General features: G+C 64.1%; 22 protein-coding genes. 19 read left to right on the forward strand and 3 right to left on the reverse strand.

The window, feature by feature from the left end; translation table 11 throughout:
• The first annotated feature begins 100 nt into the window (after positions 1 to 100).
• The 5 genes from C4K38_RS12565 to hcnC all read left to right on the forward strand — a co-directional run bounded on the left by C4K38_RS12565 (position 101) and on the right by hcnC (position 4,247).
• On the forward strand, positions 101 to 439 hold the full coding sequence (locus C4K38_RS12565; protein ID WP_053278654.1) for a YdcA family protein: 339 nt from the start codon (positions 101 to 103) through the stop codon (positions 437 to 439).
• A 90-nt stretch (positions 440 to 529) separates the two neighbouring features.
• Positions 530 to 1,069 (forward strand): hypothetical protein, encoded by a 540-nt coding sequence (locus tag C4K38_RS12570; RefSeq protein WP_053278655.1) that lies wholly within the window; start codon positions 530 to 532, stop codon positions 1,067 to 1,069.
• Between the two features lie 205 nt (positions 1,070 to 1,274).
• Entirely contained in the window at positions 1,275 to 1,592 is a 318-nt protein-coding gene (hcnA, locus tag C4K38_RS12575) for a cyanide-forming glycine dehydrogenase subunit HcnA (RefSeq protein WP_041986661.1), read from the forward strand.
• Complete coding sequence (hcnB, locus tag C4K38_RS12580; protein ID WP_053278656.1) at positions 1,589 to 2,998, forward strand: cyanide-forming glycine dehydrogenase subunit HcnB; 1,410 nt, start codon at positions 1,589 to 1,591, stop codon at positions 2,996 to 2,998. Before hcnA ends, hcnB begins: the two co-directional genes overlap by 4 nt.
• Entirely contained in the window at positions 2,991 to 4,247 is a 1,257-nt protein-coding gene (hcnC, locus tag C4K38_RS12585; RefSeq protein WP_053278657.1) for a cyanide-forming glycine dehydrogenase subunit HcnC, read from the forward strand. Before hcnB ends, hcnC begins: the two co-directional genes overlap by 8 nt.
• Positions 4,248 to 4,425: 178 nt before the next feature.
• Here the strand turns inward: hcnC and C4K38_RS12590 are convergent, their stop codons facing one another.
• Together C4K38_RS12590 and C4K38_RS12595 are read right to left on the reverse strand one after the other, a co-directional pair.
• Positions 4,426 to 5,031: a glutathione S-transferase gene (locus C4K38_RS12590; protein ID WP_053278658.1), complete on the reverse strand. Its 606-nt coding sequence runs from the start codon at positions 5,029 to 5,031 to the stop codon at positions 4,426 to 4,428.
• A gap of 384 nt (positions 5,032 to 5,415) precedes the next feature.
• A complete protein-coding gene (locus tag C4K38_RS12595; protein ID WP_053278659.1) occupies positions 5,416 to 5,883 on the reverse strand; it encodes an NUDIX hydrolase in 468 nt (155 codons plus the stop codon).
• 274 nt (positions 5,884 to 6,157) lie between these two features.
• Here C4K38_RS12595 and C4K38_RS12600 point away from each other — a divergent pair, with 274 nt between their 5' ends.
• Positions 6,158 to 7,024, forward strand: a complete 867-nt coding sequence (locus C4K38_RS12600; protein WP_053278660.1) for a patatin-like phospholipase family protein — start codon at positions 6,158 to 6,160, stop codon at positions 7,022 to 7,024.
• A 3-nt stretch (positions 7,025 to 7,027) separates the two neighbouring features.
• Here C4K38_RS12600 and C4K38_RS12605 read toward each other — a convergent pair whose 3' ends face one another.
• Entirely contained in the window at positions 7,028 to 7,948 is a 921-nt protein-coding gene (locus C4K38_RS12605) for a MurR/RpiR family transcriptional regulator (RefSeq protein ID WP_009048462.1), read from the reverse strand.
• Between the two features lie 322 nt (positions 7,949 to 8,270).
• Between C4K38_RS12605 and C4K38_RS12610 the strand changes: the two genes are divergently transcribed.
• From C4K38_RS12610 to C4K38_RS12670, 13 genes are all read left to right on the forward strand, one after another.
• Positions 8,271 to 10,208: a bifunctional 5-dehydro-2-deoxygluconokinase/5-dehydro-2-deoxyphosphogluconate aldolase gene (locus C4K38_RS12610; protein ID WP_053278661.1), complete on the forward strand. Its 1,938-nt coding sequence runs from the start codon at positions 8,271 to 8,273 to the stop codon at positions 10,206 to 10,208.
• A gap of 167 nt (positions 10,209 to 10,375) precedes the next feature.
• Positions 10,376 to 11,269: a myo-inosose-2 dehydratase gene (gene iolE / locus C4K38_RS12615; protein WP_053278662.1), complete on the forward strand. Its 894-nt coding sequence runs from the start codon at positions 10,376 to 10,378 to the stop codon at positions 11,267 to 11,269.
• On the forward strand, positions 11,266 to 12,090 hold the full coding sequence (gene iolB, locus C4K38_RS12620) for a 5-deoxy-glucuronate isomerase (protein WP_053278663.1): 825 nt from the start codon (positions 11,266 to 11,268) through the stop codon (positions 12,088 to 12,090). Before iolE ends, iolB begins: the two co-directional genes overlap by 4 nt.
• Positions 12,091 to 12,134: 44 nt before the next feature.
• Complete coding sequence (locus C4K38_RS12625) at positions 12,135 to 13,634, forward strand: CoA-acylating methylmalonate-semialdehyde dehydrogenase (RefSeq protein WP_053278664.1); 1,500 nt, start codon at positions 12,135 to 12,137, stop codon at positions 13,632 to 13,634.
• A 35-nt stretch (positions 13,635 to 13,669) separates the two neighbouring features.
• The gene (locus C4K38_RS12630) at positions 13,670 to 14,491 is read left to right on the forward strand and encodes a TIM barrel protein (RefSeq protein WP_053278665.1); all 822 of its coding nucleotides are present in this window, start codon (positions 13,670 to 13,672) and stop codon (positions 14,489 to 14,491) included.
• Positions 14,492 to 14,655: 164 nt separating this feature from the next.
• Positions 14,656 to 16,590: a 3D-(3,5/4)-trihydroxycyclohexane-1,2-dione acylhydrolase (decyclizing) gene (iolD, locus tag C4K38_RS12635; protein ID WP_053278666.1), complete on the forward strand. Its 1,935-nt coding sequence runs from the start codon at positions 14,656 to 14,658 to the stop codon at positions 16,588 to 16,590.
• A 34-nt stretch (positions 16,591 to 16,624) separates the two neighbouring features.
• Positions 16,625 to 17,635: a bifunctional inositol 2-dehydrogenase/D-chiro-inositol 1-dehydrogenase gene (gene iolG / locus C4K38_RS12640; RefSeq protein ID WP_053278667.1), complete on the forward strand. Its 1,011-nt coding sequence runs from the start codon at positions 16,625 to 16,627 to the stop codon at positions 17,633 to 17,635.
• A gap of 261 nt (positions 17,636 to 17,896) precedes the next feature.
• Positions 17,897 to 18,757, forward strand: a complete 861-nt coding sequence (locus tag C4K38_RS12645; protein WP_053278668.1) for a sugar phosphate isomerase/epimerase family protein — start codon at positions 17,897 to 17,899, stop codon at positions 18,755 to 18,757.
• Positions 18,758 to 18,961: 204 nt separating this feature from the next.
• On the forward strand, positions 18,962 to 20,020 hold the full coding sequence (locus C4K38_RS12650; protein WP_053278669.1) for a Gfo/Idh/MocA family protein: 1,059 nt from the start codon (positions 18,962 to 18,964) through the stop codon (positions 20,018 to 20,020).
• A gap of 130 nt (positions 20,021 to 20,150) precedes the next feature.
• Positions 20,151 to 20,336 carry a hypothetical protein gene (locus tag C4K38_RS32565; RefSeq protein ID WP_081001484.1) on the forward strand — a complete coding sequence of 62 codons (186 nt, stop codon included), beginning with the start codon at positions 20,151 to 20,153 and terminating at the stop codon, positions 20,334 to 20,336.
• Between the two features lie 54 nt (positions 20,337 to 20,390).
• Positions 20,391 to 21,317, forward strand: coding sequence for a sugar ABC transporter substrate-binding protein (locus tag C4K38_RS12660; protein WP_009048473.1), 927 nt, complete (start codon positions 20,391 to 20,393; stop codon positions 21,315 to 21,317).
• 70 nt (positions 21,318 to 21,387) lie between these two features.
• Complete coding sequence (locus C4K38_RS12665; RefSeq protein WP_053279042.1) at positions 21,388 to 22,968, forward strand: sugar ABC transporter ATP-binding protein; 1,581 nt, start codon at positions 21,388 to 21,390, stop codon at positions 22,966 to 22,968.
• Between the two features lie 70 nt (positions 22,969 to 23,038).
• Complete coding sequence (locus C4K38_RS12670) at positions 23,039 to 24,061, forward strand: ABC transporter permease (protein ID WP_007923642.1); 1,023 nt, start codon at positions 23,039 to 23,041, stop codon at positions 24,059 to 24,061.
• Positions 24,062 to 24,149 lie beyond the last annotated feature (88 nt).

Consider the following 24,149-nt stretch of genomic DNA (forward strand, 5'->3'; position numbering starts at 1 on the left):
CTTCATACCAGCGCCCTGGCGAACGCAGGGTAGCAGGCGGGCCGGGTGGGGCAATCGTTGATATCATCCAGCTATTACCGGCTGGCATGGACGCTGCGCAATGCACCTACCTGATTACCTCGACTGGAAAGCCCTGGGCGTTGGCCTGTTGCTGCTGGCGGCGGCTCCGGCGTTCGCCGCCAATCAGCCGTGCTCGGGCAAGAAAGGCGGGATCGCCGGTTGCGACGGCGAGCTGTTCCTGTGCAACGACGGTTCCATCAGCGGCTCCAAGCAAAACTGCGCCGCGCGCTACGGCAACTCGGGCCAGGCCGCGCGTCCACAGAGCCTGTTGCGCAGCAGCGACGGCTGCCCCTGTGGCGGTGGCAGTTTCTGCACCGGGCCACGGGGCGGGGTCTATTGCCTGACCCCGAGCGGCAGCAAAAGCTACAAGCGCAAATAACACCCGCAGACGCCGATTGGACAGGCCCGGGCGCCTCTACTAGCGTTGCCGGCACGGCGCCGCCGGAGGGCACTATCGAGGACAAGTCGAATGGACAAACAGCAAGCCAGGCGCCAAGTCATCGCCAGCCTCGAGGCCGGGCGCTCCAGGGGCGAAACCTTTGCCGCGTTTGCCGGCAGCGGGATCAAGGAGCGGCTGCTGGCGTTCTGGATTGCCGCTTATTCCGACCCAGAGCTCTATGCGCGGCACCGGCGCAAGATCCAGATCCTGCTGGCGGTGATGCTGTTGCAGGCGGTCGTCGGCGCGGTGGCCGGGTTCTTCCTCGGCTCGGTCATCGGCCCGAAGGCCGCATGGGTATTCGCGCTCTTGGGCGGCCTGGTGCCGCTGCTGTTCGCCTGGGGCTTCCATAAACCTTCGGTGAACGCCTACAGCCTCTATGCCCTTCTGACCCTGTCACAATTCCCCCGATTGTTCGAAGGTTATACCGAGGACCCGTTGGGTACCCTGATCGGCGCGGCCATGACCTTGGGGGTGGTGTTTTTCGCGATGTATGTGCGCAGTCTGATTTTTCCGGATTTCGCTTTCATCGGGCCGCGCAAGGTCAAGGGTCGCTACGTGTTTTCCAGTTAGGGCAGGACGGCGGGAGGCGCATTCCAGAGCCTTCCGCTTTGCTTGGCCCAGATCAATGTTCTTGTTCGACAAACCTACTAGATTGGCCTGGTGTTCAGCCCCGAGGAGCTGGCGTCGCGCAACCGTGATCAGGGTCGATGACCAGGCTCACGCCGATGCACAGCAGGACGCTGGCATTCCTCTTCACTCAAGGACGAATTTCCTGATGCGCCATACCGAACGAACCTTCGATATCCAGCCGCTGCAACAGGCGGATATGACCATCAGCCTCAATGGCCAGCCGGTGACGGCGGCGATTGGTGAAACCGTACTCAGCGTCATCCAGTCCCTCGGGCTGCGTCAGGTGGCGCGCAACGACCACGGCCAGCTGGCCGGCGCCTATTGCGGCATGGGCGTGTGCCATTGCTGTCTGGTGCAGATCGACGGCCGACACAAGCGCCGGGCCTGCCAGACCCAGGTGCGGCCGGGCATGCAGGTGCAGACCGAGGTCAACCGCATCATTGCCGCGGAGGAGGTGCTATGAGCCTGAATCCACTGATCGTCGGCGGCGGCCCCGCGGGCATGGCCGCCGCCATCGAACTGGCCGAGCACGGGGTGCGCAGCACCCTGATCGACGAGGCCTCGCGCCTGGGCGGTGTGGTCTATCGCGGGCCGCTGCGCGACGGCGTGCAGCTGGACTACCTGGGGCCGCGTTATTGCGAAGCCCTGGCGAAACTGCACGGCGCCTTTTCCGACTGCGAACAGATGATCGACGTACGCCTCAACCACCGGGTGGTAGGGGCCGAAGGCAAGGGCAGCCTGGTCCTGCTGGATGCCGACGAGCAACTACAGGAGGTGGCCTATCCGCAGTTGCTGCTGGCCGCCGGTTGCCATGAGCGCAGCGTGCCGTTTCCCGGCTGGACCTTGCCCGGGGTGATGCTGCTGGGCGGCTTGCAGCTGCAGATCAAGAGCGGCGTGGTCAAGCCGCGCGGGCCGGTGGTGATCGCCGGCACCGGGCCGCTGCTGCCGCTGGTGGCCTGCCAGTTGCACGCCAGTGGCGCGAACGTGGCGGCGGTCTACGAGGCCTGCGCCTTTGGCCGGATCGCCAAGGAAAGCCTGGCGCTGCTGAACAAGCCGCAGCTGTTCCTCGATGGCCTGAGCATGCTCGCCTACCTCAAGCTGCACCGCATTCCTGTGCATTACGGCTGGGGCGTGGTCGAGGCCCAGGGCACGGACGGCCTGGAAAGCGTCAGCGTGGCGCCGTACTCGGCGAGCTGGGAACCGGACCTGAGCCGCCAGCAACAGATCGCCGCCCAGACCCTGGCGGTGGGCTACGGCTTTATCCCGCGTACCCAGCTCAGCCAGCAGATGGGCCTCAACCACGGCTTCAGCCATGACGGCTACCTGCGGGCCACGGCCAATGTCTGGCAGCAAAGCAGCGAGCCGCACATTCACCTGGCCGGCGACATGGGCGGGATTCGCGGCGGCGAGGCGGCGATGCTCACCGGGCGCATCGCCGCGCTGTCGATCCTGATGCAGCGCGATGTGCTGAGCAACGAGGCGGCCCTGGAGCGGCGCCAGAAGTACCAGAGCAAACTGGCTTCCATCACCCGTTTCCGTGCGGCGGTGGACCGCTACACCGAGCGCGGCACCGGGCAGATCGAACTGCCGGCCGCCGACACCCTGATCTGCCGCTGCGAACACGCGACCCGTGGCGATATCGACCGCGCCCTGGAGCAGGGCGTGCAGGACATGGCCAGCCTGAAGATGCGTACCCGGGTGAGCATGGGCGACTGCCAGGGCCGCATGTGCGTGGGCTATTGCAGCGACCGTTTGCGCCAGGCCACCGGGCGCCAGGATGTGGGTTGGCTGCGCCCGCGTTTCCCCCTGGACCCGATTCCCTTTTCCGCTTTCCCTCAACCGAGCAAGGATGCTTTGAATCATGAGTAAGTTCTACGACGTGGTCATCGCTGGCGGTGGTGTGATCGGCGCTTCCTGCGCGTACCAGTTGTCCAAGCGCAAGAACCTGCGGGTGGCGTTGATCGACGCCAAGCGCCCGGGCAACGCCACCCGCGCCTCGGCCGGCGGCCTGTGGGCCATCGGCGAGTCGGTGGGGCTGGGCTGCGGGGTGATCTTCTTTCGCATGATGTCGGCGCGCAACAAGCGCCAGGCCCAGGGTTCGGCGGTGCTGGTGGACTCCAGCACGCCGCATATCCTGCCGCAGTCGTTCTTCGACTTCGCCCTGCAATCCAACGGCTTGTACCCACAGTTGCACGAGGAACTGCGCGAGCGCCACGGCATGGACTTCAAGTTCGAGCGCACCGGGCTGAAGTTCGTGATCTACGACGACGAGGACCGGCTCTACGCCGAGCACATCGTGGCCTGCATCCCGCACCTGTCCCATCAGGTGCGCTGGCTCGACCAGGCGGCGCTGCGCAAGGCGGAGCCGAACGTCAGCCATCACGCCCAGGGTGCCCTGGAGTTCCTCTGCGACCACCAGGTCAACCCGTTCCGCCTGGCCGACGCCTACACCGAAGGCGCGCGGCAGAACGGCGTGGACATGTACTTCAACACCAACGTTACCGGCGTGCTGCACCAGGGCAGCCGGATCAGCGGGGTGCAGACGGCGGAGGCGGGGCTGTTCCATTGCGACACCCTGATCAACGCCGCCGGCGCCTGGGCCGCCGAGCTGAGCCTGCAAGCCACCGGCGCGAGCATTCCGGTCAAGCCGGTCAAGGGCCAGATCCTGCTTACCGAGCGCATGCCGCAACTGCTCAATGGTTGCCTGACCACCAGCGATTGCTACATGGCGCAGAAGGACAACGGCGAGATCCTGATCGGCAGCACCACCGAGGACAAGGGCTTCGATATCAGCACCACCTACCGGGAAATCCAGGGCCTGGTGCAGGGCGCGGTGCGCTGCGTGCCGCAGCTCGAACAGGTCAACCTCAAGCGCTGCTGGGCCGGTTTGCGCCCGGGTTCGCCGGATGAACTGCCGATCCTCGGGCCGATGTGCGGGGTGGAGGGCTACCTCAACGCCTGCGGGCATTTCCGCACCGGCATCCTGACCTCGGCGATCACTGGGGTGCTGCTGGATCGGTTGGTGAACGAGGAGCCGTTGCCGTTGGATATCACGCCGTTCCTCGCCGAGCGTTTCGGCTTGCAGGCGGTGGCGCCGTTGCAGGTGGCGCTGGGCTGAGCCTGGCGCGGTGCTTCAGAAGCACCGCGTCGCCTTGTAGTTTTATCGCGGGCAAGTCGGATCGCCGCCCGCTCGCTCCTACAGATGCACACGTTCTTCTTCTGTAGGAGCGAGGCTTGCCCGCGATGGAGGTAAACGATAACGCGGTGTTACTGAAACACCGCGCCGTCTCGTGGCCTCAAACCATCGGCGTACTGACAAACAACTCCAACCCTTCCGCGTACTCCGCAAACGCCTTGACCCTTGGAAACCGCGTGGCATCCAGATGCTCGGCCACCACCAATTGGGTAAAACTCCAGGCCACGGCCAGGCTGATACCGGCCTGATCGATGCCGCCGTCAGTGGCCAGCGGACGTTTCTCCAATTCTCTCTCCAGCTCGCCATAGGCTGCCGCCAATTGCCCACGAACCCGCTCCAGCCACGGTTCGTGCTGTTTCTGTGCGGGGCGCAGCTGGTATTCGTAGTAGATCTGCACCGACTTCTCGCACGCCGCCAGCGCCAGGCCGATCAGCCGCAGGTCGTGGGCCCGCGCCTGGGGCGCCGCCGGCAACAGGCTACGGCCGGCCAGGGCTTCCAGGTAGTCGATGATCAGGCACGAATCCATTAGCACCGTGCCGTCGTCGCAGATCAGGGTCGGTGCCTTGACCACCGGGTTGATGCGCTGGAACTGCTCGAAGGTGCGAAACACCGACAACGCCTCATGCTCGAACGAGATATCCAGGCGCTTGAGGGTGAGGGCGACACGGCGAACATAGGGTGAATCGAGCATACCGATCAGTTTCATTGAGCATTTCCTTGTGCGAAACAACGAGACAGGGGAGGGCAATGGCTAATTTAGCGACAAATGTCCGGGGTTGGCTATCGGGGGCTTGGTTATTGCTGTCAATCACCGATGACGGGTATTCCAGGTTTAATGAGGCGAGGATGAAAGTTCTCGGGCAGCCTGTTGGTGCAATGTTCGAGGGAGCTGGAAACATGAGGTCGGTTACATGAGCGCGAAGTTGTAAAAGGCCCTCCAGGCACTTCTACCTGTGTATCGTTGATAACGATTGGAAACCCGCAGCCTGATATTGCGCTGCGGGTTTAAGCGTCCGAAGCAGTATTGAACACGTTCTACTGTTCCGGTTTGAAATGCTCAACAAAACGCTGTGCATCTCAATCCGCTGCCTTATTTTTCACTCCACGCGATAGCCCGATTGAATGCCTCATAGGTTTCGGACTCGATAAACTCTGCAGTCGGAACGATCTTGAGTGATTTCAGCAGATCCTCAATATCGTCCTCCTGTCCAATCTGGACGAAGAACTGCTGGATACTGCTCATCTCGCTGTTGGTCAGGCTGCCCAGGAAGTTCGTCCCTACGTAGTTTTCCGCTACATAAAAACTGTAGTTATTGTTGCCAACCTTGGACTTGTAGATTGACGTCAGTCCACCGGCCCCCAAGGTAACTTTGCCATCGCTTTCCTCTTTCATCTCCCTGGCGATAGTGTCGTGATCAGTCTCTCCCGCATTCTTGGTGCCACCGAAGAATTGCGGCATGCCGCCATAAACCAGATTGGCGCGTTTAATGGGGAAGTAAAGGTAGCCATTATCCTCGTCTTCGGAATACAGAAGAATTGCGTATGCTTTATCGGTCATGATGCGCTCCTTGCGTGAGTTTGAACTTGAACCTCAAACTTCCCTGGCACTGCGAGGGATTTATCCTGATGCCCATGACCAGCACTTGATTGAACAGCGCAGCACTCTTGTGCTGTGGAGCATCCGTTACCCAGCGTAGGTGAGCGACGTAGCCGGTGCCGGTCTTTCAGATGAAAAGCATGTCATGCGAGGGAGCCGCCAGACGGCCTCGTAGCCCGGTGTGGCAGCGCTATTGTGTAGGAAGCAATGGCTGAACATCGGCAGGAGAAGCGCTATGCATCCCACCCGAACCGCCCTTGTCCTTGCCGGTGGTGGCAGCCTCGGGGCTGTCCAGGTAGGGATGCTGCGGGCGCTGCTCGAAAAGCACGTGGTGTTCGACCTGGTGGTCGGCGCGTCGGTCGGTGCCCTCAACGGTGCCTACTTTGCCGCCAGGCCCAATGCCCGCGGGGTCGCCGAACTGGCCGATTTCTGGCGTGGCTTGCACAAAGCCGATGTGTTTCCGTTTTCCTTCATTGACGCGCTGTCTTCCTTGCTCAAGCGCCGCGGTTGCCTGTTGCCCTCGTCGGCGCTGGCGAGCCTGGTGCGCCGGGTGCTGCCGGTCACCCGCATCGAAGACACCGAACTGCCCCTGCATATCGTCACCACCAACCTGCTCACCGGGGCCGAGGAGCTGTTATCCAGCGGCAGCGTCGAGCAGGCCCTGCTGGCCAGTGCCGCGATTCCCCTGGTGTTTCCCTGGGTGCAGATCGGCGACAAGCTGCTGGTCGACGGCGGTGTCGCCAGCAACACCCCGATCGCCGCGGCGGTGTCGCTGGGCGCGACCCGGGTCATAGTGGTGCCGACCGGATTCGGTTGCGCCTGCCCACGACCGCCGAGCGGCTTGATCGCCCTGGCCTTGCACACCCTGAACCTGATGAGCATGCGCCAGCTGGTGCGGGACATTGAACTGTATTCGCCACAGGCGGCGATTCATGTGGTCGCGCCGCTGTGTCCGCTGGGCATTTCGGTGTTCGACTTCAGCCAGACCGAGCAACTGCTGCAACGGGCCCACCAGCAGACCCTGACCTGGGTCGAAGAGGGCGGCCTGATCCGCACCGGCGTGCCGGGGGCGTTGCAGGCGCATACGCACTCGGCGGGGTGAGGCTCAGTCCTCGAACCCCGCCTGCTCGTGAATCTCGTCGACCTTCAGTTCCAGGCGGTAGGCCACGGCGATGAACAGCGCCTGGCACAGGCACAGGGTCGCGCTCAGGGAGCGGAAGGCGAAGGAGCTGCCTTCGTTGACCAGCAGCACGCTGTTGGCGCGCTTGGCCAGGGGTGACAGGTTGCTGTCGGTGATGATCAGCGTCTTGGCCTGGTGGTGCTGGGCGATGCGCAGGCAGTGCTGGGTTTCCTTGGCGTAGGGGGTGAAGCTGATGGCGATCACCAGGTCGTTGGGGCGGATGCTGCGCATCTGTTCGCGGTAGCTGCCGCCCAGGCCCGACACCAGGTGGATGCGCTTGTTGGTGTGCTGCAGGTTGTACACCAGGTAGTCGGCCACGGCGAAGGAGCGGCGCACCCCGACCACGTAGATGTTGTCGGCGTTGACCACCAGGTCCACGGCCTTGTCGAAGGCTGCGTCATCCAGTTCCAGGCCCAGGCGCTCGATGCCCGACAGGGTGGCGTTGATGCATTCGCGCGCCAGGTCGCCGCCGCTGGCCTTCTGCGACTTGTTGGCGATCATGCTGCGGATGCGCTGCTGGTAGTTCTGTACCGGGGTGGTCTTGTGGGTGTAGGCCTCGCGAAACAGCGCCTGCATTTCACTGAAGCCGCTGAAACCGAAGCGCTGGGAGAAGCGCACGATGGCCGAAGGGTGCACCTCGCATTCGCGGGCGATGTCGCTGATGCGGTCGACCATGATCCGGTCGCTCTGCTGGCTCATGTAGCTGGCGATGCGCTTGAGCTGGCGCGGCAGGCTTTCGTATTCCTGGGTGATCAGCTGCAGCAGGCGTTCGGCATTGATCGGGGGGCTGGCGAGGTCGCTGTCTTGCGGGCTCTCGGTCGTGGCCGGCTGATCGGTGCGGGACATAGGCAATCCTTCTGTGCTTACTGGCTTGTACTTGATGGGAACGGGCCTGTTCATCCATTCCCTGACAATAGGTGGGCTGTGCGCAGTCTACAGGGTCGGCGCGGGGAAAATCTTGAGCCACGGACCCATAGGCAGCCTGCTGAAACGATGCACGCTGCCTGGACCGGCCTTGAAAAAGTTTATTGGAAAAAATATTCCACGTAAAAAATTTATAGAAAAAATATTGATTGGTGCCGGTGAACGTTTTAGTCTGCATCCACCAAGAGCGTTCGGCGCCTTCCTCGGTGCCACGCGCAGGCTGATAAAAATAACAGGAGCCAGCATGGGCCAGACTCGTTTTGCCAATGGGCGTCAATTGGATCTGATTTGCCTCGGACGCCTGGGCGTCGACCTTTACGCACAGCAGGTCGGGGCCCGGCTGGAAGATGTCGCCAGCTTCGCCAAATACCTCGGCGGCTCGTCCGCCAACATCGCCTTCGGCACCGCGCGCCTGGGCTTGCGCTCGGCGATGCTGAGCCGGGTCGGCGACGATCACATGGGGCGGTTCCTGGTGGAGTCCCTGGCCCGCGAAGGCTGCGACGTCAGTGCGATCAAGGTCGACCCGCAGCGCCTGACCGCTCTGGTCCTGCTCGGTCTCAAGGACCGCGAAACCTTCCCCCTGGTGTTCTACCGCGAGAACTGCGCCGACATGGCCCTGCGCGCCGAAGACATCAGCGAAGCCTTTATCGCCTCCAGCAAAGCCTTGCTGATCACCGGCACCCATTTCTCCACCGACGGCGTGTACCAGGCCAGCCTCCAGGCCCTGGAGTACGCCGAGCAACACAACGTCAAACGCGTGCTCGACATCGACTACCGCCCGGTGCTCTGGGGCCTGGCGGGCAAGGCCGACGGCGAGACCCGATTTGTCGCCGACCAGAATGTCAGCGCCCATGTGCAGAAGATCCTGCCGCGCTTCGACCTGATCGTCGGCACCGAGGAAGAATTCCTTATCGCCGGCGGCAGCGACGACCTGCTCGGCGCCTTGCGCACCGTGCGCTCGCTGACCGCCGCGACCCTGGTGGTCAAGCTCGGCCCCCAGGGCTGCACGGTGATCCACGGGGCGATCCCGGCGCGCCTGGAAGACGGCGCCATTTACCCCGGGGTGCGGGTCGAGGTGCTCAACGTGCTGGGGGCGGGCGATGCCTTTATGTCCGGCTTCCTCAGTGGCTGGCTGGAGGACGCCAGCGACGAGCGCTGCTGCCAGCTGGCCAACGCCTGCGGCGGTTTAGTCGTGTCGCGCCATGCCTGCGCGCCGGCGATGCCGACCCGCGCCGAGCTGGATTACCTGTTCAACAGCCCGGTGCCCATCACCCGGCCGGACCAGGACACCACCCTGCAGCGCCTGCATCAGGTCAGCGTGCCGCGCAAGGCCTGGAAGCAGCTGTTCATCTTCGCCTTCGACCATCGCGGGCAGTTGGTGGAACTGGCGCAGAAGGGCGGGCGCGAGCTCAAGGCCATCGGCCAACTCAAGCAGCTGTTTATCCAGGCGGTGGAGCGGGTCGAGGCCGACTTGCACGGGCAGGGCGTCGAGGCCGATGTCGGCCTGCTGGCCGACCAGCGTTTCGGCCAGGATTCGCTGAACGCCGCCACCGGCCGAGGCTGGTGGGTGGCGCGGCCGGTGGAAGTCCAGGGCTCGCGGCCGCTGGCCTTCGAACATGGGCGTTCGATTGGCAGCAACCTGATTGCCTGGCCCCAGGAGCAGATCATCAAGTGCCTGGTGCAATACCACCCGGACGACGAGCCGCTGCTGCGCCTGGAGCAGGAAGCGCAGATCAAGGGTCTGTACCAGGCGTCCCAGGTCAGCGGCCATGAGCTGCTGCTGGAAATCATTCCGCCCAAGGACCATCCCTCGACTCATCCGGACGTGCTCTACCGTGCCCTCAAGCGCCTGTACAACCTGGGCATCTTTCCGGCCTGGTGGAAGATCGAGGCGCAGAGCGCCGAGCAGTGGAAGCAGCTCGATGAGCTGATCGAGGAGCGCGATCCCTATTGCCGGGGCGTGGTTCTGCTGGGCCTCAACGCCCCGGCGACGGCCCTGGCCGAAGGCTTCCGCCAGGCCGGCAACAGCCGCACCTGCCGCGGCTTCGCCGTGGGCCGCACGATTTTCCATGAACCGAGCCGGGCCTGGCTGGCCAGTGAGATCGACGATGAAACCCTGATCCGTCGGGTGCAGGCGACCTTCGTCGAGCTGATCGACGCCTGGCGCGCCGCCCGCGGTTGACCTTCTTCTGTAGGAGCGAGGCTTGCCCGCGAAATCTGCCAACGCGGTCTCTCGGGTACACCGCGTCATCGTTCATCGCGGGCAAGCCTCGCTCCTACAGAGGCGAGGATCTGTCCAGGCTCCTACAGAAACAACGGCTTATTTAGAAAACAATAAAAGGTGCAGCCATGCCCGCAATCCGAATTGGCATCAACCCGATTTCCTGGAGCAACGACGACTTGCCGTCCCTCGGCGGCGAAACGCCTTTGAGCACGGCGCTGAGCGAAGGCAAGGAGATCGGCTACGAAGGCTTCGAGCTCAACGGCAAGTTCCCCAAGGATGCCAAGGGCGTCGGCGATGTGCTGCGGCCTTATGACCTGGCGCTGGTCTCGGGCTGGTATTCCAGCCGCCTGGCGCGGCGTTCGGTGGCCGAGGAGATCGACGCCATCGCCAGCCATGTCCAGCTGCTGGCGCAGAACGGCGCCAGGGTGCTGGTCTACGGCGAAGTCGCCGACTCGATCCAGGGCCAGCGCATTGCCCTGGTGGAGCGTCCGCGTTTTCACAGCGAGCAGGCCTGGCAGGAATACGCCGACAAGCTCACCGAGCTGGCGCGTTTCACCCTGTCCCAGGGCGTGCGCCTGGCGTACCACCACCATATGGGCGCCTACGTCGAATCGCCGGCGGACATCGATAAGTTGATGAGCCTGACCGGCAGCGAAGTCGGCCTGCTGTTCGATTCGGGCCACTGCTACATGGGCGGCGGCGAACCGCTGGAGGTGCTGCGCAAGCACATCGGGCGCATCTGCCATGTGCACTTCAAGGATGTGCGCAAGCCGGTGGTGCAGCTGGCGCGCAACAACCTGTGGAGTTTCCCCGACTGCATCATCAACGGCACCTTCACCGTGCCGGGGGATGGCGACATCGATTTCGCCGTGCTGCTGGACGAGCTGCTGGCCGCCGATTACCAGGGCTGGCTGGTGGTGGAGGCCGAGCAGGACCCGGCGGTGGCACCCAGTTACATCTACGCCAAGAAGGGCTACGACACCCTGCGCGCGCTGCTCGATAAGAGGACCGGACAATGAGCCTGCTGGTGAAAAGCGCGGCCAAGGGCCGGACCATGGTGCAGTTGACTGAGGGCCGATTGAAGTACGTCGGTTTTGCCGCCTACCGCCTGAGCCTCGGTGAAAGCCTGCCCCTCAGTGCCGGTGATAAAGAACTGTGCCTGGTGCTGCTCAGCGGGCGCATCGGCATTCAGGGCGAGGCGCCGGGGCAGGGCGCCTTTGGCTGGGACAACCTCGGCGACCGGCAATCGGTGTTCGAGGACAAGTCGCCCTTCGCCGTCTACCTGCCACCCGGCAGCCAGGCCCAGGTCACGGCCCTGAGCGATGTGCAGATCGCCGTCTGCGCTGCTCCCGGCGCTACTGCAAACAGCTCCGCCGCCAAGGGCCTCGGCCCCCGGCTGATCCTTCCTGCGAGCATGAAGCGCAGCGTGCGCGGCAAGGGCGCCAACACCCGCTATGTGTGCGACATCCTGCCGGACAGCGAGCCGGCCCATTCGCTGCTGGTGGTGGAGGTGCGCACGCCGTCCGGGCATTCCTCCAGCTACCCGCCGCACAAGCACGACACCGACGACCTGCCGCACCAGAGCTTTCTCGAAGAGACCTATTACCACCAGGTCAATCCGCCCCAGGGCTTCGTGTTCCAGCGGGTCTACACCGACGACCGCAGCATCGACGAGGCCATGGCCGTGGAGCACGGCGACCTGGTGGTGGTGCCCAAGGGTTACCACCCGGTCAGCGTGCCCTATGGCTACGAGTCCTATTACCTGAACGTCATGGCCGGGCCCAAGCGGGTCTGGCAGTTCCACAACGATCCGCAGCACAGCTGGCTGCTGGACCTCTGATTTCCAAAGTCTGATTTCCAACCTTCGAATGGAGAACAAGAACAATGAGTGACGCCCCGGTAATCGGCCATTACATCGACGGTCAGGTGCAGGACAGCGGCGAGCGTTTCGCCAATGTGTTCAACCCGGCCACCGGCCGCGTGCAGGCCCAGGTCGCCCTGGCCAGCCAGAAGACGGTGGACGATGCCGTTGCTTCGGCCATGAAGGCCTTCCCGGCCTGGTCCGAGCAATCGGCGCTGCGCCGTTCGCGGGTGATGTTCAAGTTCAAGGAACTGCTGGACCGGCACCATAACGAACTGGCAGAGATCATCACCCGCGAACACGGCAAGGTGCTGTCCGACGCCCGCGGCGAAGTGACCCGCGGCATCGAGATCGTCGAGTTCGCCTGTGGCGCGCCGAGCCTGCTGAAAACCGATTTCAGCGACAACATCGGCGGCGGCATCGACAACTGGAACCTGCGCCAGCCCCTGGGCGTGTGCGCCGGGGTCACCCCGTTCAATTTCCCGGTGATGGTGCCGCTGTGGATGATCCCGCTGGCCCTGGTCAGCGGTAACTGCTTCATCCTCAAGCCGTCCGAGCGCGACCCGTCCGCCAGCCTGCTGATGGCCCGCCTGCTGACGGAAGCCGGGCTGCCCGATGGCGTGTTCAACGTGGTCCAGGGCGACAAGGCGGCGGTGGACGGGCTGTTGCAGCACCCGGACATCGAAGCGATTTCCTTTGTCGGCTCGACGCCAATCGCCGAATACATCCACCGGCAGGCCAGCTCCCGCGGCAAGCGCGTGCAGGCCCTGGGCGGGGCGAAGAACCATATGATCGTGATGCCCGATGCCGACCTCGACCAGGCCGCCGACGCGCTGATCGGCGCGGTCTACGGCTCGGCCGGCGAGCGCTGCATGGCGATCTCCATCGCCGTGGCGGTGGGCGATGTTGGTGATCGGCTGATCGAGAAACTGCGGCCGCGCATCGACCAGTTGAAGATCGGTAACGGCATGCAGGGCGACAGCGACATGGGGCCGCTGGTGACCGCCGAGCACAAGGCTAAGGTCGAAGCTTTCATCGACCAGGGCGTGGCCCAGGGCGCGCAACTGCTGGTGGACGGCCGGGGCTTCAAGGTGCCGGGCGCGGAGCAGGGCTTCTTTGTTGGCGCCACCCTGTTCGACGGCGTGACGACCGAGATGAGCATCTACCAGGAAGAAATCTTCGGCCCGGTGCTGGGCATCGTCCGGGTAGCGGATTTCGCCAGCGCGGTGGCGCTGATCAACGCCCATGAATTCGGCAACGGCGTGTCCTGCTTCACCAGCGACGGCGGCGTGGCCCGGGCCTTCGCCCGCAACATCAAGGTCGGCATGGTCGGCATCAACGTGCCGATTCCGGTGCCCATGGCCTGGCATTCCTTCGGCGGCTGGAAGCGCTCGCTGTTCGGCGACCACCACGCCTACGGCGAGGAAGGCCTGCGTTTCTACAGCCGCTACAAGAGCGTGATGCAGCGCTGGCCGGACAGCATCGCCAAGGGCCCCGAGTTCAGCATGCCGACCGCCAAGTAAAGCTCTTCAACCCGTTGCCCAGGAGAACAAGAATAATGAGCCAGCCCCTGCGTTTCGCCCTGAATCGTATGGTTGCCCCACGTTTGACCCTGCCGGCGTTCATCGAGCTGGCGGTGACCCTGAAAGCCGATGCCATCGAGATCCGCAATGACCTCAAAGGCGTGGAAATCGAAGACGGCACGCCGCCACAACAGGTGCGCCAGTTGTGCGCGGCCCATGGCATCCAGGTGTTGTCGATCAATGCGCTGTACCCCTTCGATGTCTGGAACGACGAGCGTCGCGCCCAGGCCCTGAAGCTCGCCGCCTATGCCCGCGACTGCGGCGCCCGCGGCCTGGTGCTGTGCCCGCTGAACGATCGCGCCGACCCCTGCGGCGAAGCCGAACGCGCCACCGGCCTGCGCACTGCCTTGACGCAGCTGGCGCCGATCCTGCGCGAGCACGGGATTCTCGGTTTTATCGAACCCCTGGGTTTCGAGGAATGTTCCCTGCGGCGCAAGCGCACGGCGGTGGAGGCGATCCGCGCCATCGGCGGGCTGGATGTGTTCCGCCTGGTGCATGACACCTTTCACCATCACCTGGCCGGCGAGCAGGAGTTCTTCCCCGAGCTGACCGGGCTGGTGCATATCTCCGGGGTCGAGGATCGCGAGGCGCCGCTGGCGAGCATCCGCGACGGCCACCGGGTGCTGGTGGGCGAGGGCGACATTCTCGGCAACGCGGCGCAGATCGAGACCCTGCTTGCCAGTGGCTACAGCGGCCACCTGTCGTTCGAGCCGTTCGCCGACAGCGTGCATGGGCTGGTGGATATCCAGCGGGCGATCGGCGCGAGTATCGACCACCTCAAGCAGGCCCTGGCATAACACCGTTCCCTGTAGCCGCTGCCGTAGGCTGCGATCGACCGCGTAGCGGGCGCGCTCTTCAAGATCGCCGAAGGTCCTGCGGACCTTATCGTCCGAACGCGGCCCGAGCCTGCGGCAGCGGCTACAGAACAGCAGCAACCTTCACCCTATTCAAAGGTGCAGACATGACTACGACACGACTGACCATGGCCCAGGCCCTGGTGAAATTCCTCGACAACCAGTACGTCGAGATCGATGGGGTGCAGAGCAAGTTCGTCGCCGGGATCTTCACCATCTTCGGCCACGGCAACGTGCTCGGCCTGGGCCAGGCCCTGGAGCAGGACAGCGGCGAACTGGTGGTGCATCAGGGCCGCAACGAGCAGGGTATGGCCCATGCCGCCATCGGCTTCGCCAAGCAGCACCTGCGGCGCAAGATTTACGCCTGTACTTCGTCGGTGGGCCCGGGCGCGGCGAACATGCTGACCGCCGCGGCGACCGCCACCGCCAACCGCATTCCCTTGTTGCTGCTGCCCGGCGATGTCTACGCCAGCCGCCAGCCCGACCCGGTGCTGCAACAGATCGAGCAGTTCCACGACCTGAGCATCAGCACCAACGATGCCTTCAAGGCCGTGAGCAAATACTGGGACCGCATCAACCGCCCCGAGCAACTGATGACCGCGGCGATCCACGCCATGCGCGTGCTCACCGACCCGGCGGAAACCGGCGCGGTGACCCTGGCCCTGCCTCAGGATGTGCAGGCCGAGGCCTACGATTACCCGGATTACTTCCTGCAAAAACGCGTGCACCGCATCGAACGCCGGCCGGCCAGCGCGGCCATGCTCGAGGATGCCGTGGCGGCCTTTGCCGGCAAGCGCAAGCCGCTGATCATCTGCGGCGGCGGGGTCAAATACTCCGGGGCCAACGAAGCCCTGCAAGCCTTTGCCGAGCGCTTCGGTATTCCCTTCGCCGAAACCCAGGCCGGCAAGAGCGCGGTGGTCTCCAGCCATCCGCTGAACCTCGGCGGCATCGGCGAGACCGGTTGCCTGGCGGCCAACCTGCTGGCGAAAGAGGCGGACCTGATCATCGGCATCGGCACCCGCTACAGCGATTTCACCACCGCCTCGAAGTCGCTGTTCCGCGCCGATGCGCAGTTTCTCAACCTCAATATCAGCCCCTGCGATGCCCTGAAACTCGATGGCGTGCAGCTGCTGGCGGACGCCCGGGACGGCCTGAACGAACTGGCCGCGGCCCTGGCGCGCAGTGATTACCAGGCCGCCTGGGGCGACCAGATCAGTCAGGCGCGGGCGCAGCTGGACGCGGAGGTGGACCGGGTCTATCAGGTCGAATACCGCGCCGACGGCTTTGTCCCGGAGATTAACGACCATATGGACCTGGCGGTGCTGCGCGAATTCATCGAGCTGACCGGCTCCTGCCTGACCCAGAGCCGGGTGCTGGGTGTGCTCAACCAGACCCTGGCCGACGACGCGGTGATAGTCGCCGCCGCCGGCAGCCTGCCCGGCGACCTGCAACGCAGCTGGCGCAGCAAGGGGGTCAACACCTACCACGTCGAGTACGGCTATTCCTGCATGGGCTACGAGGTCAACGCGGCCCTGGGGGTCAAGCTCGCCGAGCCCCAGCGCGAGGTCTACGCCCTGGTGGGCGACGGCTCCTACCTGATGCTGCATTCGGAGCTGACCACCTCGATCCAGGAGCGGCGCAAGATCAACGTGGTGCTCCTGGACAACATGACTTTCGGCTGCATCAACAACCTGCAGATGGAACACGGCATGGACAGCTTTGGCACCGAGTTCCGCTTCCGCAACCCCGAAACCGGCAAGCTCGACGGCGCCTTCGTGCCGGTGGATTTCGCCATGAGCGCGGCGGCCTATGGCTGCAAGACCTACAAGGTGAGGACCGTGGAAGAGTTGCAGGCGGCCCTGGCCGATGCGCGGACCCAGAGCGTGTCGACCCTGATCGATATCAAGGTCCTGCCCAAGACCATGATCCACAAGTACCTGTCCTGGTGGCGGGTCGGGGTGGCGCAGGTGTCCACCAGCGCCCGTACCGATGCGGTGGCCAAACAACTCAATGAACGCCTGGCCAAGGCCCGGCAGTACTGATTGCTCTCAAGCGAACAACAACAGGAGTAGCACCATGTCTTTGAAACTGGGCGTCATCGGTACCGGGGCCATCGGCCAGGACCACATTCGTCGTTGCAGCCAGACCCTGCTGGGCAGCCAGGTGGTGGCGGTCACCGATATCAACCTGGAGCAGGCGGCGAAGGTGGTGGCCGAGTTGAAGATCGCCGCCGAGGTGTATCCCGATGGCCACGCGCTGATCAAGGCGCCGGAGGTCGAGGCGGTGCTGGTCACCTCCTGGGGGCCGAGCCATGAGGAGTTCGTGCTGGCCGCCATCGCCGCCGGCAAGCCGGTGTTCTGCGAGAAGCCGCTGGCGGTGACCGCCGCCGGCTGCCGCAAGATAGTCGAGGCCGAGGTGGCCCACGGCAAGCGCCTGGTCCAGGTGGGCTTTATGCGTCCCTACGATTCCGGCTACCGCGCCCTGAAGGCGGTGATCGACAGCGGCCAGATCGGCGAGCCGCTGATGCTGCACTGCGCCCACCGCAACCCGCGGGTCGGCGAGAACTACAAGACCGACATGGCGATCACCGACACCCTGATCCATGAGCTGGACGTGCTGCGCTGGCTGCTGGCCGACGACTACGTGTCGGTGCAGGTGGTGTTCCCGCGCAAGTCGAGCAAGGCCCTGGCCCATCTGAAAGACCCGCAAGTGGTGCTGCTGGAAACCGCCAAGGGCACGCGCATCGACGTCGAGGTGTTCGTCAACTGCCAGTACGGCTACGACATCCAGTGCGAAGTGGTGGGCGAGACCGGCATCGCCAAATTGCCGGAACCGTCCCAGGTGCAGCTGCGCAGCGAGGCCAAGCTGTCCAACGCGATCCTGATGGACTGGAAAGACCGCTTTATCGCCGCCTATGACGTCGAGCTGCAGGCCTTTATCGACGGCGTGCGAGCGGGGCAGGTGGGTGGCCCTTCGGCCTGGGACGGTTATGCCGCCGCGGTGGCCGCCGATGCCTGCATCGAGGCGCAGAACAGCGGGCAGATCGTCAAGGTCGCGCAGCCGCCGCGCCCGGCTTTCTATAGCTGAATGCTGATTTCGTAGGAGCGAGGCTTGCCCGCGATGGACCTGAGAGCGCCGCGTTTATCCAGAAATACGCGTCATCGTTAACGTCTATCGCGAGCAAGCTTCGCTCCTACAGGGTACACAGCAACTTTGTAGCCGCTGCCGAAGGCTGCGATCGCGACCGAAGGGCGCGCAAGGCCTCAAGATCGCTGAAGGCCTTCGGCCTTATCGCAGCCTGCGGCAGCGGCTACAGGTCAACACTTGAGATTCGGGGAGAACACTAAAATGCGTATCGCACTAGACCCCTACATGTACCGCCACCTGCCGCTGGGCAAGATGACCGACAAGGCCGCCGAACTGGGCTATGGGTACATCGAGCTGTCGCCCCGCGAGGATTTCCTGCCGTTCTACAAGGCGCCCCGGGTCGACCGGGCGCGGATCAAGGCGTTTCGCAAGGCCCTGAGCGACAGTGGCGTGCAGCTCTCATCGCTGTTGCCGATGTACCACTGGGCCGCCGCCGACGAAGGCTTGCGCGTGGCGGCGGTGCGCAACTGGAAGCGGGCGATCCAGATCGCCGTGGAAATGGACTGCGAGCTGGTCAACACCGAGTTCACCGGCCAGTCGGACAACCCGCTGGTGTGCGAGAACCAGTTCATGCGCTCCATGGACGAGTTGATCCCGGAGTTCGAGCGCGAGGGCATCAAGCTGGATATCCAGGCCCATCCCTATGATTTCTGCGAGCGCAACAACGAGTCGGTGGACATCATCCGCGGCTTCGACCGGGACTGGATCAACTACCTGTATGCGGCGCCGCACACCTTCTTTTATGACGACGGCAAGGGCGACATCGCCTCGATGCTCAAGTACGCGGGCAGCAAGCTCAGCCATCTGATCATCGCCGACACCTACAACCACAAGGCGTCGTCGAGCCTGCGTTATATCGTCAACCCGACGGGTGTCACCGCCACCGTGCACCAGCACCTGGACATCGGCCAGGGCGAAGTGGACTGGACGGCGTTCTTCGATACCTTGCGCGAGATCCAGTTCGACGGCATCGCCACGGTCTCGGTGTTCGCCTGGGAAGACCGCCCGGACGAATCCAACCGGATGATGCTGGAACGGGTCAGCAGCGAGCTGTGCCGCTGACATAAACACAGCCGCCTGTAGCCGCTGGCGCAGCCTGCGATCGAGGACAACGTCCTCGCAAAACCTGGCGGCGCGGATCGAACTGAAAGACCGCATGTGCCGTGATTGCGACCACTGCGTGGTCGATCGCAGGCTGCGCCAGCGGCTACATCGACTACATCGCCTACAGCAATACGGCGGGTTCTATATAAGGAGGGCTTTGCGATGCGCATTGGTTTAGTGGGTTACGGCCATGGTGGCCGACATTTTCACGCGCCGCTGATTGCCAGCCTGCCCGGCGCGACTTTCGTCGGGGTGGTTACCCTGTCGGCCGAGCGCCGGCAGTTGCTGGCGGCGGAGCATCCCGGGGTACGGGCCTTCGACAGCATCGAGCAACTGGTGGCAGCCGGGATCGACGGGCTGGTGATTTCCACCCCGCTGGAGGGCCGCGCGGCGCTGGTGCTGGAAGCCATCGAGCGCGGTATCCCGGTGGTCAGCGACAAGCCCTTCGCCAGCGACGTGGAACAGGCGAGGGCACTGATCGACGCCGCGGCAACCCGTCGGGTGCCGCTGAGCGTATATATGAACCGGCGCTGGGACTCGGACTTCCTCACCCTGCGCAAGCTGATCGACAGCGGCGCCCTGGGCAGCGTCAGCCGCTTCGAGTCACGGGTCGAGCGCTATGTGCCACAGGCCGTGGGCAATACCAGTGGCGGCGGGTTCCTGCGCGACCTTGGCAGCCATCTGGTGGACCAGGCCTTGCAGCTGTTCGGCCCGGTGACCCGGGTCTATGCCGAGTTGCAGTACGCCGCCCAGGCGCCGACCTGCGACTACGGGTTTTTCCTCGCCCTGAGCCATGCCAACGGCGTGGTTTCACATTTATCCGGTAGTTGTCTGCAGAACTGCCAGGGGCCGCGGTTCCGGGTCAGCGGTTCGGCCGGCAGTTATACGGTCGAGGGCCTGGACGGCCAGGAGGAGGCGCTGGTTGCCGGCCAGTCGCCACAGACCGAGGGCGAGCGCTGGGGCGTCGAGGAACATCGGCGCTGGGGCTGGTTCGAGCAAGGCGAGATTCGCGAGCGAATAGCCTCCGAGCGGGGCGACTGGTTGCAGTTCTATAAACGCTGGCAGGCGGCGCTGCAAGGGCAGGGGCCGCTGCCGGTGACGCCGGCCGAGGCCCTGGCTACCACCCGCGTACTGGACGCCGCGCGCCTGAGCTGGCGCCAGCGCCAGGTGGTGGAAATGGCCGATTTCCGGCTGCAGAATGAATTTGGAATAAAATTCTAAAATGAGTTGATATAGAAATTATTTTCCAATAAAGTCATTTCCAGGTTGCCGACTAGCAGGGTTCTCGCACCGACCTCAAGCCCGCCTTGAGCCGAGTGGAACCCGCCAACAAAAACAACAGGTACCGTCGATGAAAACCTTCAGTTCCGCTTTGCACCTGCTTCGTCGCGCGTTATTGCGCCGCCGTCCGCTGTCTCGCCAAACACCTAGGCACACCCCCGTCGTCCAGTCCCTGGTCCGCCTGCTTTGCGTCGAACGCAAGGGCGCGCTGGTGTGCTGCATGCCCGGCGCGCCGATCGTTCGTCTGCCTCACTGAGTGGTTTCTGCGCCTTATCCATAAAACCTACAAGAATGTGGAGAAAGACCTTTCATGAAGACCAAGACCCGTTTTGCCACGCTCGCCCTGTCCCTGTTGCTGGGTAGCGGCTCGGCGTTCGCCGACCTGAAGATCGGCGTGAGCATGTCGCAGTTCGACGACACCTGGCTGACCTACCTGCGCGAATCCATGGACCAGAAAGCCAAGTCCCTGCCGGACGGCGTCACCCTGCAGTTCGAGGACGCCCGGGCCGATGTGGTCAAGCAACTGAGCCAGGTGGAAAGCTTTATCAGCCAGAAGGTCGACGCCATCGTGGTCAACCCGGTGGACACCGCGGCGACCCGCAAGATCACCGAGGCGGCGGTCAAGGCCGGGATTCCCCTGGTCTACGTCAACCGCCGTCCGGACGACCTGAACCTGCCCAAGGGCGTGGTCACCGTGGCCTCCAACGACCTGGAGGCCGGGCAGATGCAGATGCAGTACCTGGCCGACAAGATGGGCGGCAAGGGCGAGGTGGTGATCCTGCTGGGCGACCTGGCGAACAACTCCACCACCAACCGCACCAAGGGCGTCAAGGAAGTGCTGGCCAAATACCCGGGGATCAAGGTCGAGCAGGAACAGACCGGGATCTGGCTGCGGGACAAGGCCATGACCCTGGTCAACGACTGGCTGACCCAGGGCCGCAAGTTCGATGCGGTGGTGGCCAACAACGATGAAATGGCCATCGGCGCCGCCATGGCGCTGAAACAGGCCGGGGTGGAGAAGGGTAGCGTACTGATCGCCGGGGTCGACGGCACGCCCGACGGCCTGCGCGCGGTGCAGAAGGGCGACCTGGCGGTCTCGGTGTTCCAGGATGCCAAGGGCCAGGCCGACGGCTCGATCGACACCGCGGTGAAGATGGCCAGGCACGAGCCGGTGGAACAGGCGGTGTGGGTGCCTTATCGCCTGATCACCCCGGAAAACGTCGCCCAGTTCAAATAAGCGCGTCCGTTCCATAACAACAATAAGCCGACGGGGTGGCCCGGCTGCCCCGCGGATGGAGTACCTGATCATGTTCGCTTCAGCGACTGCTTCGAGCATCCCGGCGGCGGCTGTGCAGCCAGCCGTCCAGTCTGCCCAGCCTGTGTCTGAACAGCAGCCCTACCTGCTGGAAGTCATCAACGTCAGCAAGGGTTTTCCCGGGGTTGTCGCCCTGTCCGATGTGCAGCTGCGGGTGCGTCCCGGCACGGTGCTGGCACTGATGGGGGAGAACGGCGCGGGCAAGTCGACCCTGATGAAAATCATCGCCGGGATCTACCAGCCGGACGCCGGCGAGCTGCGGCTCAAGGGCCAGCGGGTGAATTTCGAGACGCCGCTGGCGGCCTTGCAGGCGGGGATCGCGATGATCCACCAGGAACTCAACCTGATGCCGCACATGAGCATCGCCGAGAACATCTGGATCGGCCGCGAGCAGCTCAACGGCCTGCATATGATCGACCACCGCGAGATGCACCGCTGCACCGCGCTGTTGCTGGAACGCCTGCGCATCAACCTCGACCCCGAGGAGCAGGTGGGCAACCTGAGCATCGCCGAGCGGCAGATGGTGGAGATCGCCAAGGCGGTGTCCTACGACTCCGACATCCTGATCATGGACGAGCCGACCTCGGCCATTACCGAGAAAGAGGTGGCGCATCTGTTCTCGATCATCGCCGACCTCAAGGCCCAGGGTAAGGGCATCATCTATATCACCCACAAGATGAACGAAGTGTTCGCCATCGCCGATGAAGTGGCGGTGTTCCGCGACGGTGCCTACATCGGCCTGCAACGGGCCGACAGCATGGACGGCGACAGCCTGATCTCGATGATGGTCGGCCGCGAACTGAGCCAGTTGTTCCCGGTGCGCGAGAAGCCCATAGGCGAGCTGCTGATGTCGGTGCGCGACCTGCGCCTGGACGGGGTGTTCGAGGGGGTGTCCTTCGACCTGCACGCCGGGGAGATTCTCGGCATCGCCGGGCTGATGGGCTCGGGCCGCACCAATGTGGCCGAGACGATTTTCGGCATCACCCCCAGCGACGGCGGCGAGATCCGCCTCGACGGCCAGCCGGTGCGCATCAGCGACCCGCACATGGCCATCGAAAAGGGTTTTGCCCTGCTGACCGAGGACCGCAAGCTCAGCGGCCTGTTCCCCTGCCTGTCGGTCCTGGAAAACATGGAGATGGCGGTGCTGCCGCACTATGCCGGCAACGGTTTCATCCAGCAGAAGGCCCTGCGCGCCCTGTGCGAAGACATGTGCAAGAAGCTGCGGGTCAAGACCCCGTCCCTGGAGCAGTGCATCGACACCCTGTCCGGCGGCAACCAGCAGAAGGCCTTGCTCGCCCGCTGGCTGATGACCAACCCGCGGGTGCTGATCCTCGACGAACCGACCCGCGGCATCGACGTCGGCGCCAAGGCCGAGATCTACCGGCTGATCGCCTACCTCGCCGGCGAAGGCATGGCGGTGATCATGATCTCTTCGGAGCTGCCGGAAGTGCTGGGCATGAGCGACCGGGTGATGGTCATGCACGAGGGCGAGCTGATGGGCACCCTCGACCGCGGCGAAGCGACCCAGGAGAAGGTCATGCAACTGGCTTCCGGGATGTCCCTGGTCCACTAGCCGGCAAACGTATCAAGGCCGCCGGCGAGGAGTGTTCGCCGCCGGCCATACAAGAAGAAGGTGAAGGCTTATGAACGCGATACTGGAAAACAAACCCGCGGCGGCGCCAGCCAGAACGCGCCGGCGCCTGCCCACCGAACTGAGCATCTTCCTGGTGCTGATCGGTATCGGCCTGGTGTTCGAACTGTTCGGCTGGATAGTGCGCGACCAGAGCTTCCTGATGAACTCCCAGCGCCTGGTGCTGATGATCCTGCAGGTGTCGATCATCGGCCTGCTGGCCATCGGCGTGACCCAGGTGATCATCACCACCGGCATCGACCTGTCGTCCGGCTCGGTGCTGGCGTTGTCGGCGATGATCGCCGCCAGCCTGGCGCAGACCTCGGACTTCACCCGCGCGGTGTTCCCGTCGCTGACCGACCTGCCGGTGTGGATCCCGGTGGTGGCCGGGCTGGGGGTAGGGCTGCTGGCGGGGGCGATCAACGGCAGCATCATCGCCATCACCGGTATCCCGCCCTTTATCGCCACCCTCGGCATGATGGTCTCGGCGCGCGGTCTGGCGCGTTATTACACCGAAGGCCAGCCGATCAGCATGCTCTCGGATTCCTACACGGCCATCGGCCACGGCGCGATGCCGGTGATCATCTTCCTGGTGGTGGCGGTGATCTTCCATATCGCCCTGCGCTACACCAAGTACGGCAAGTACACCTACGCCATCGGCGGCAACATGCAGGCGGCGCGGACCTCGGGGATCAACGTCAAGCGCCACCTGGTGATCGTCTACAGCATCGCCGGGCTGCTGGCGGGGCTGGCCGGGGTGGTGGCCTCGGCGCGGGCGGCGACCGGGCAGGCGGGCATGGGCATGTCCTATGAATTGGACGCCATCGCCGCGGCGGTGATCGGCGGCACCAGCCTGGCCGGTGGGGTGGGGCGCATCACCGGCACCGTGATCGGCGCGCTGATCCTCGGGGTGATGGCCAGCGGTTTCACCTTCGTCGGGGTCGATGCCTACATCCAGGACATCATCAAGGGCCTGATCATCGTGGTGGCGGTGGTCATCGACCAGTACCGCAACAAGCGCAAGCTCAAGCGCTGATCTTTCCTCTGTAGGAGCGAGGCTTGCCCGCGATGGCGTACTGACTGATACACCGTTATCGCGAGCAAGCTTCGCTCCTACAGAAGCG

The sequence above is a fragment of the Pseudomonas chlororaphis subsp. piscium genome, from assembly GCF_003850345.1.
GTDB classification, from domain to species: domain Bacteria; phylum Pseudomonadota; class Gammaproteobacteria; order Pseudomonadales; family Pseudomonadaceae; genus Aquipseudomonas; species Aquipseudomonas piscium.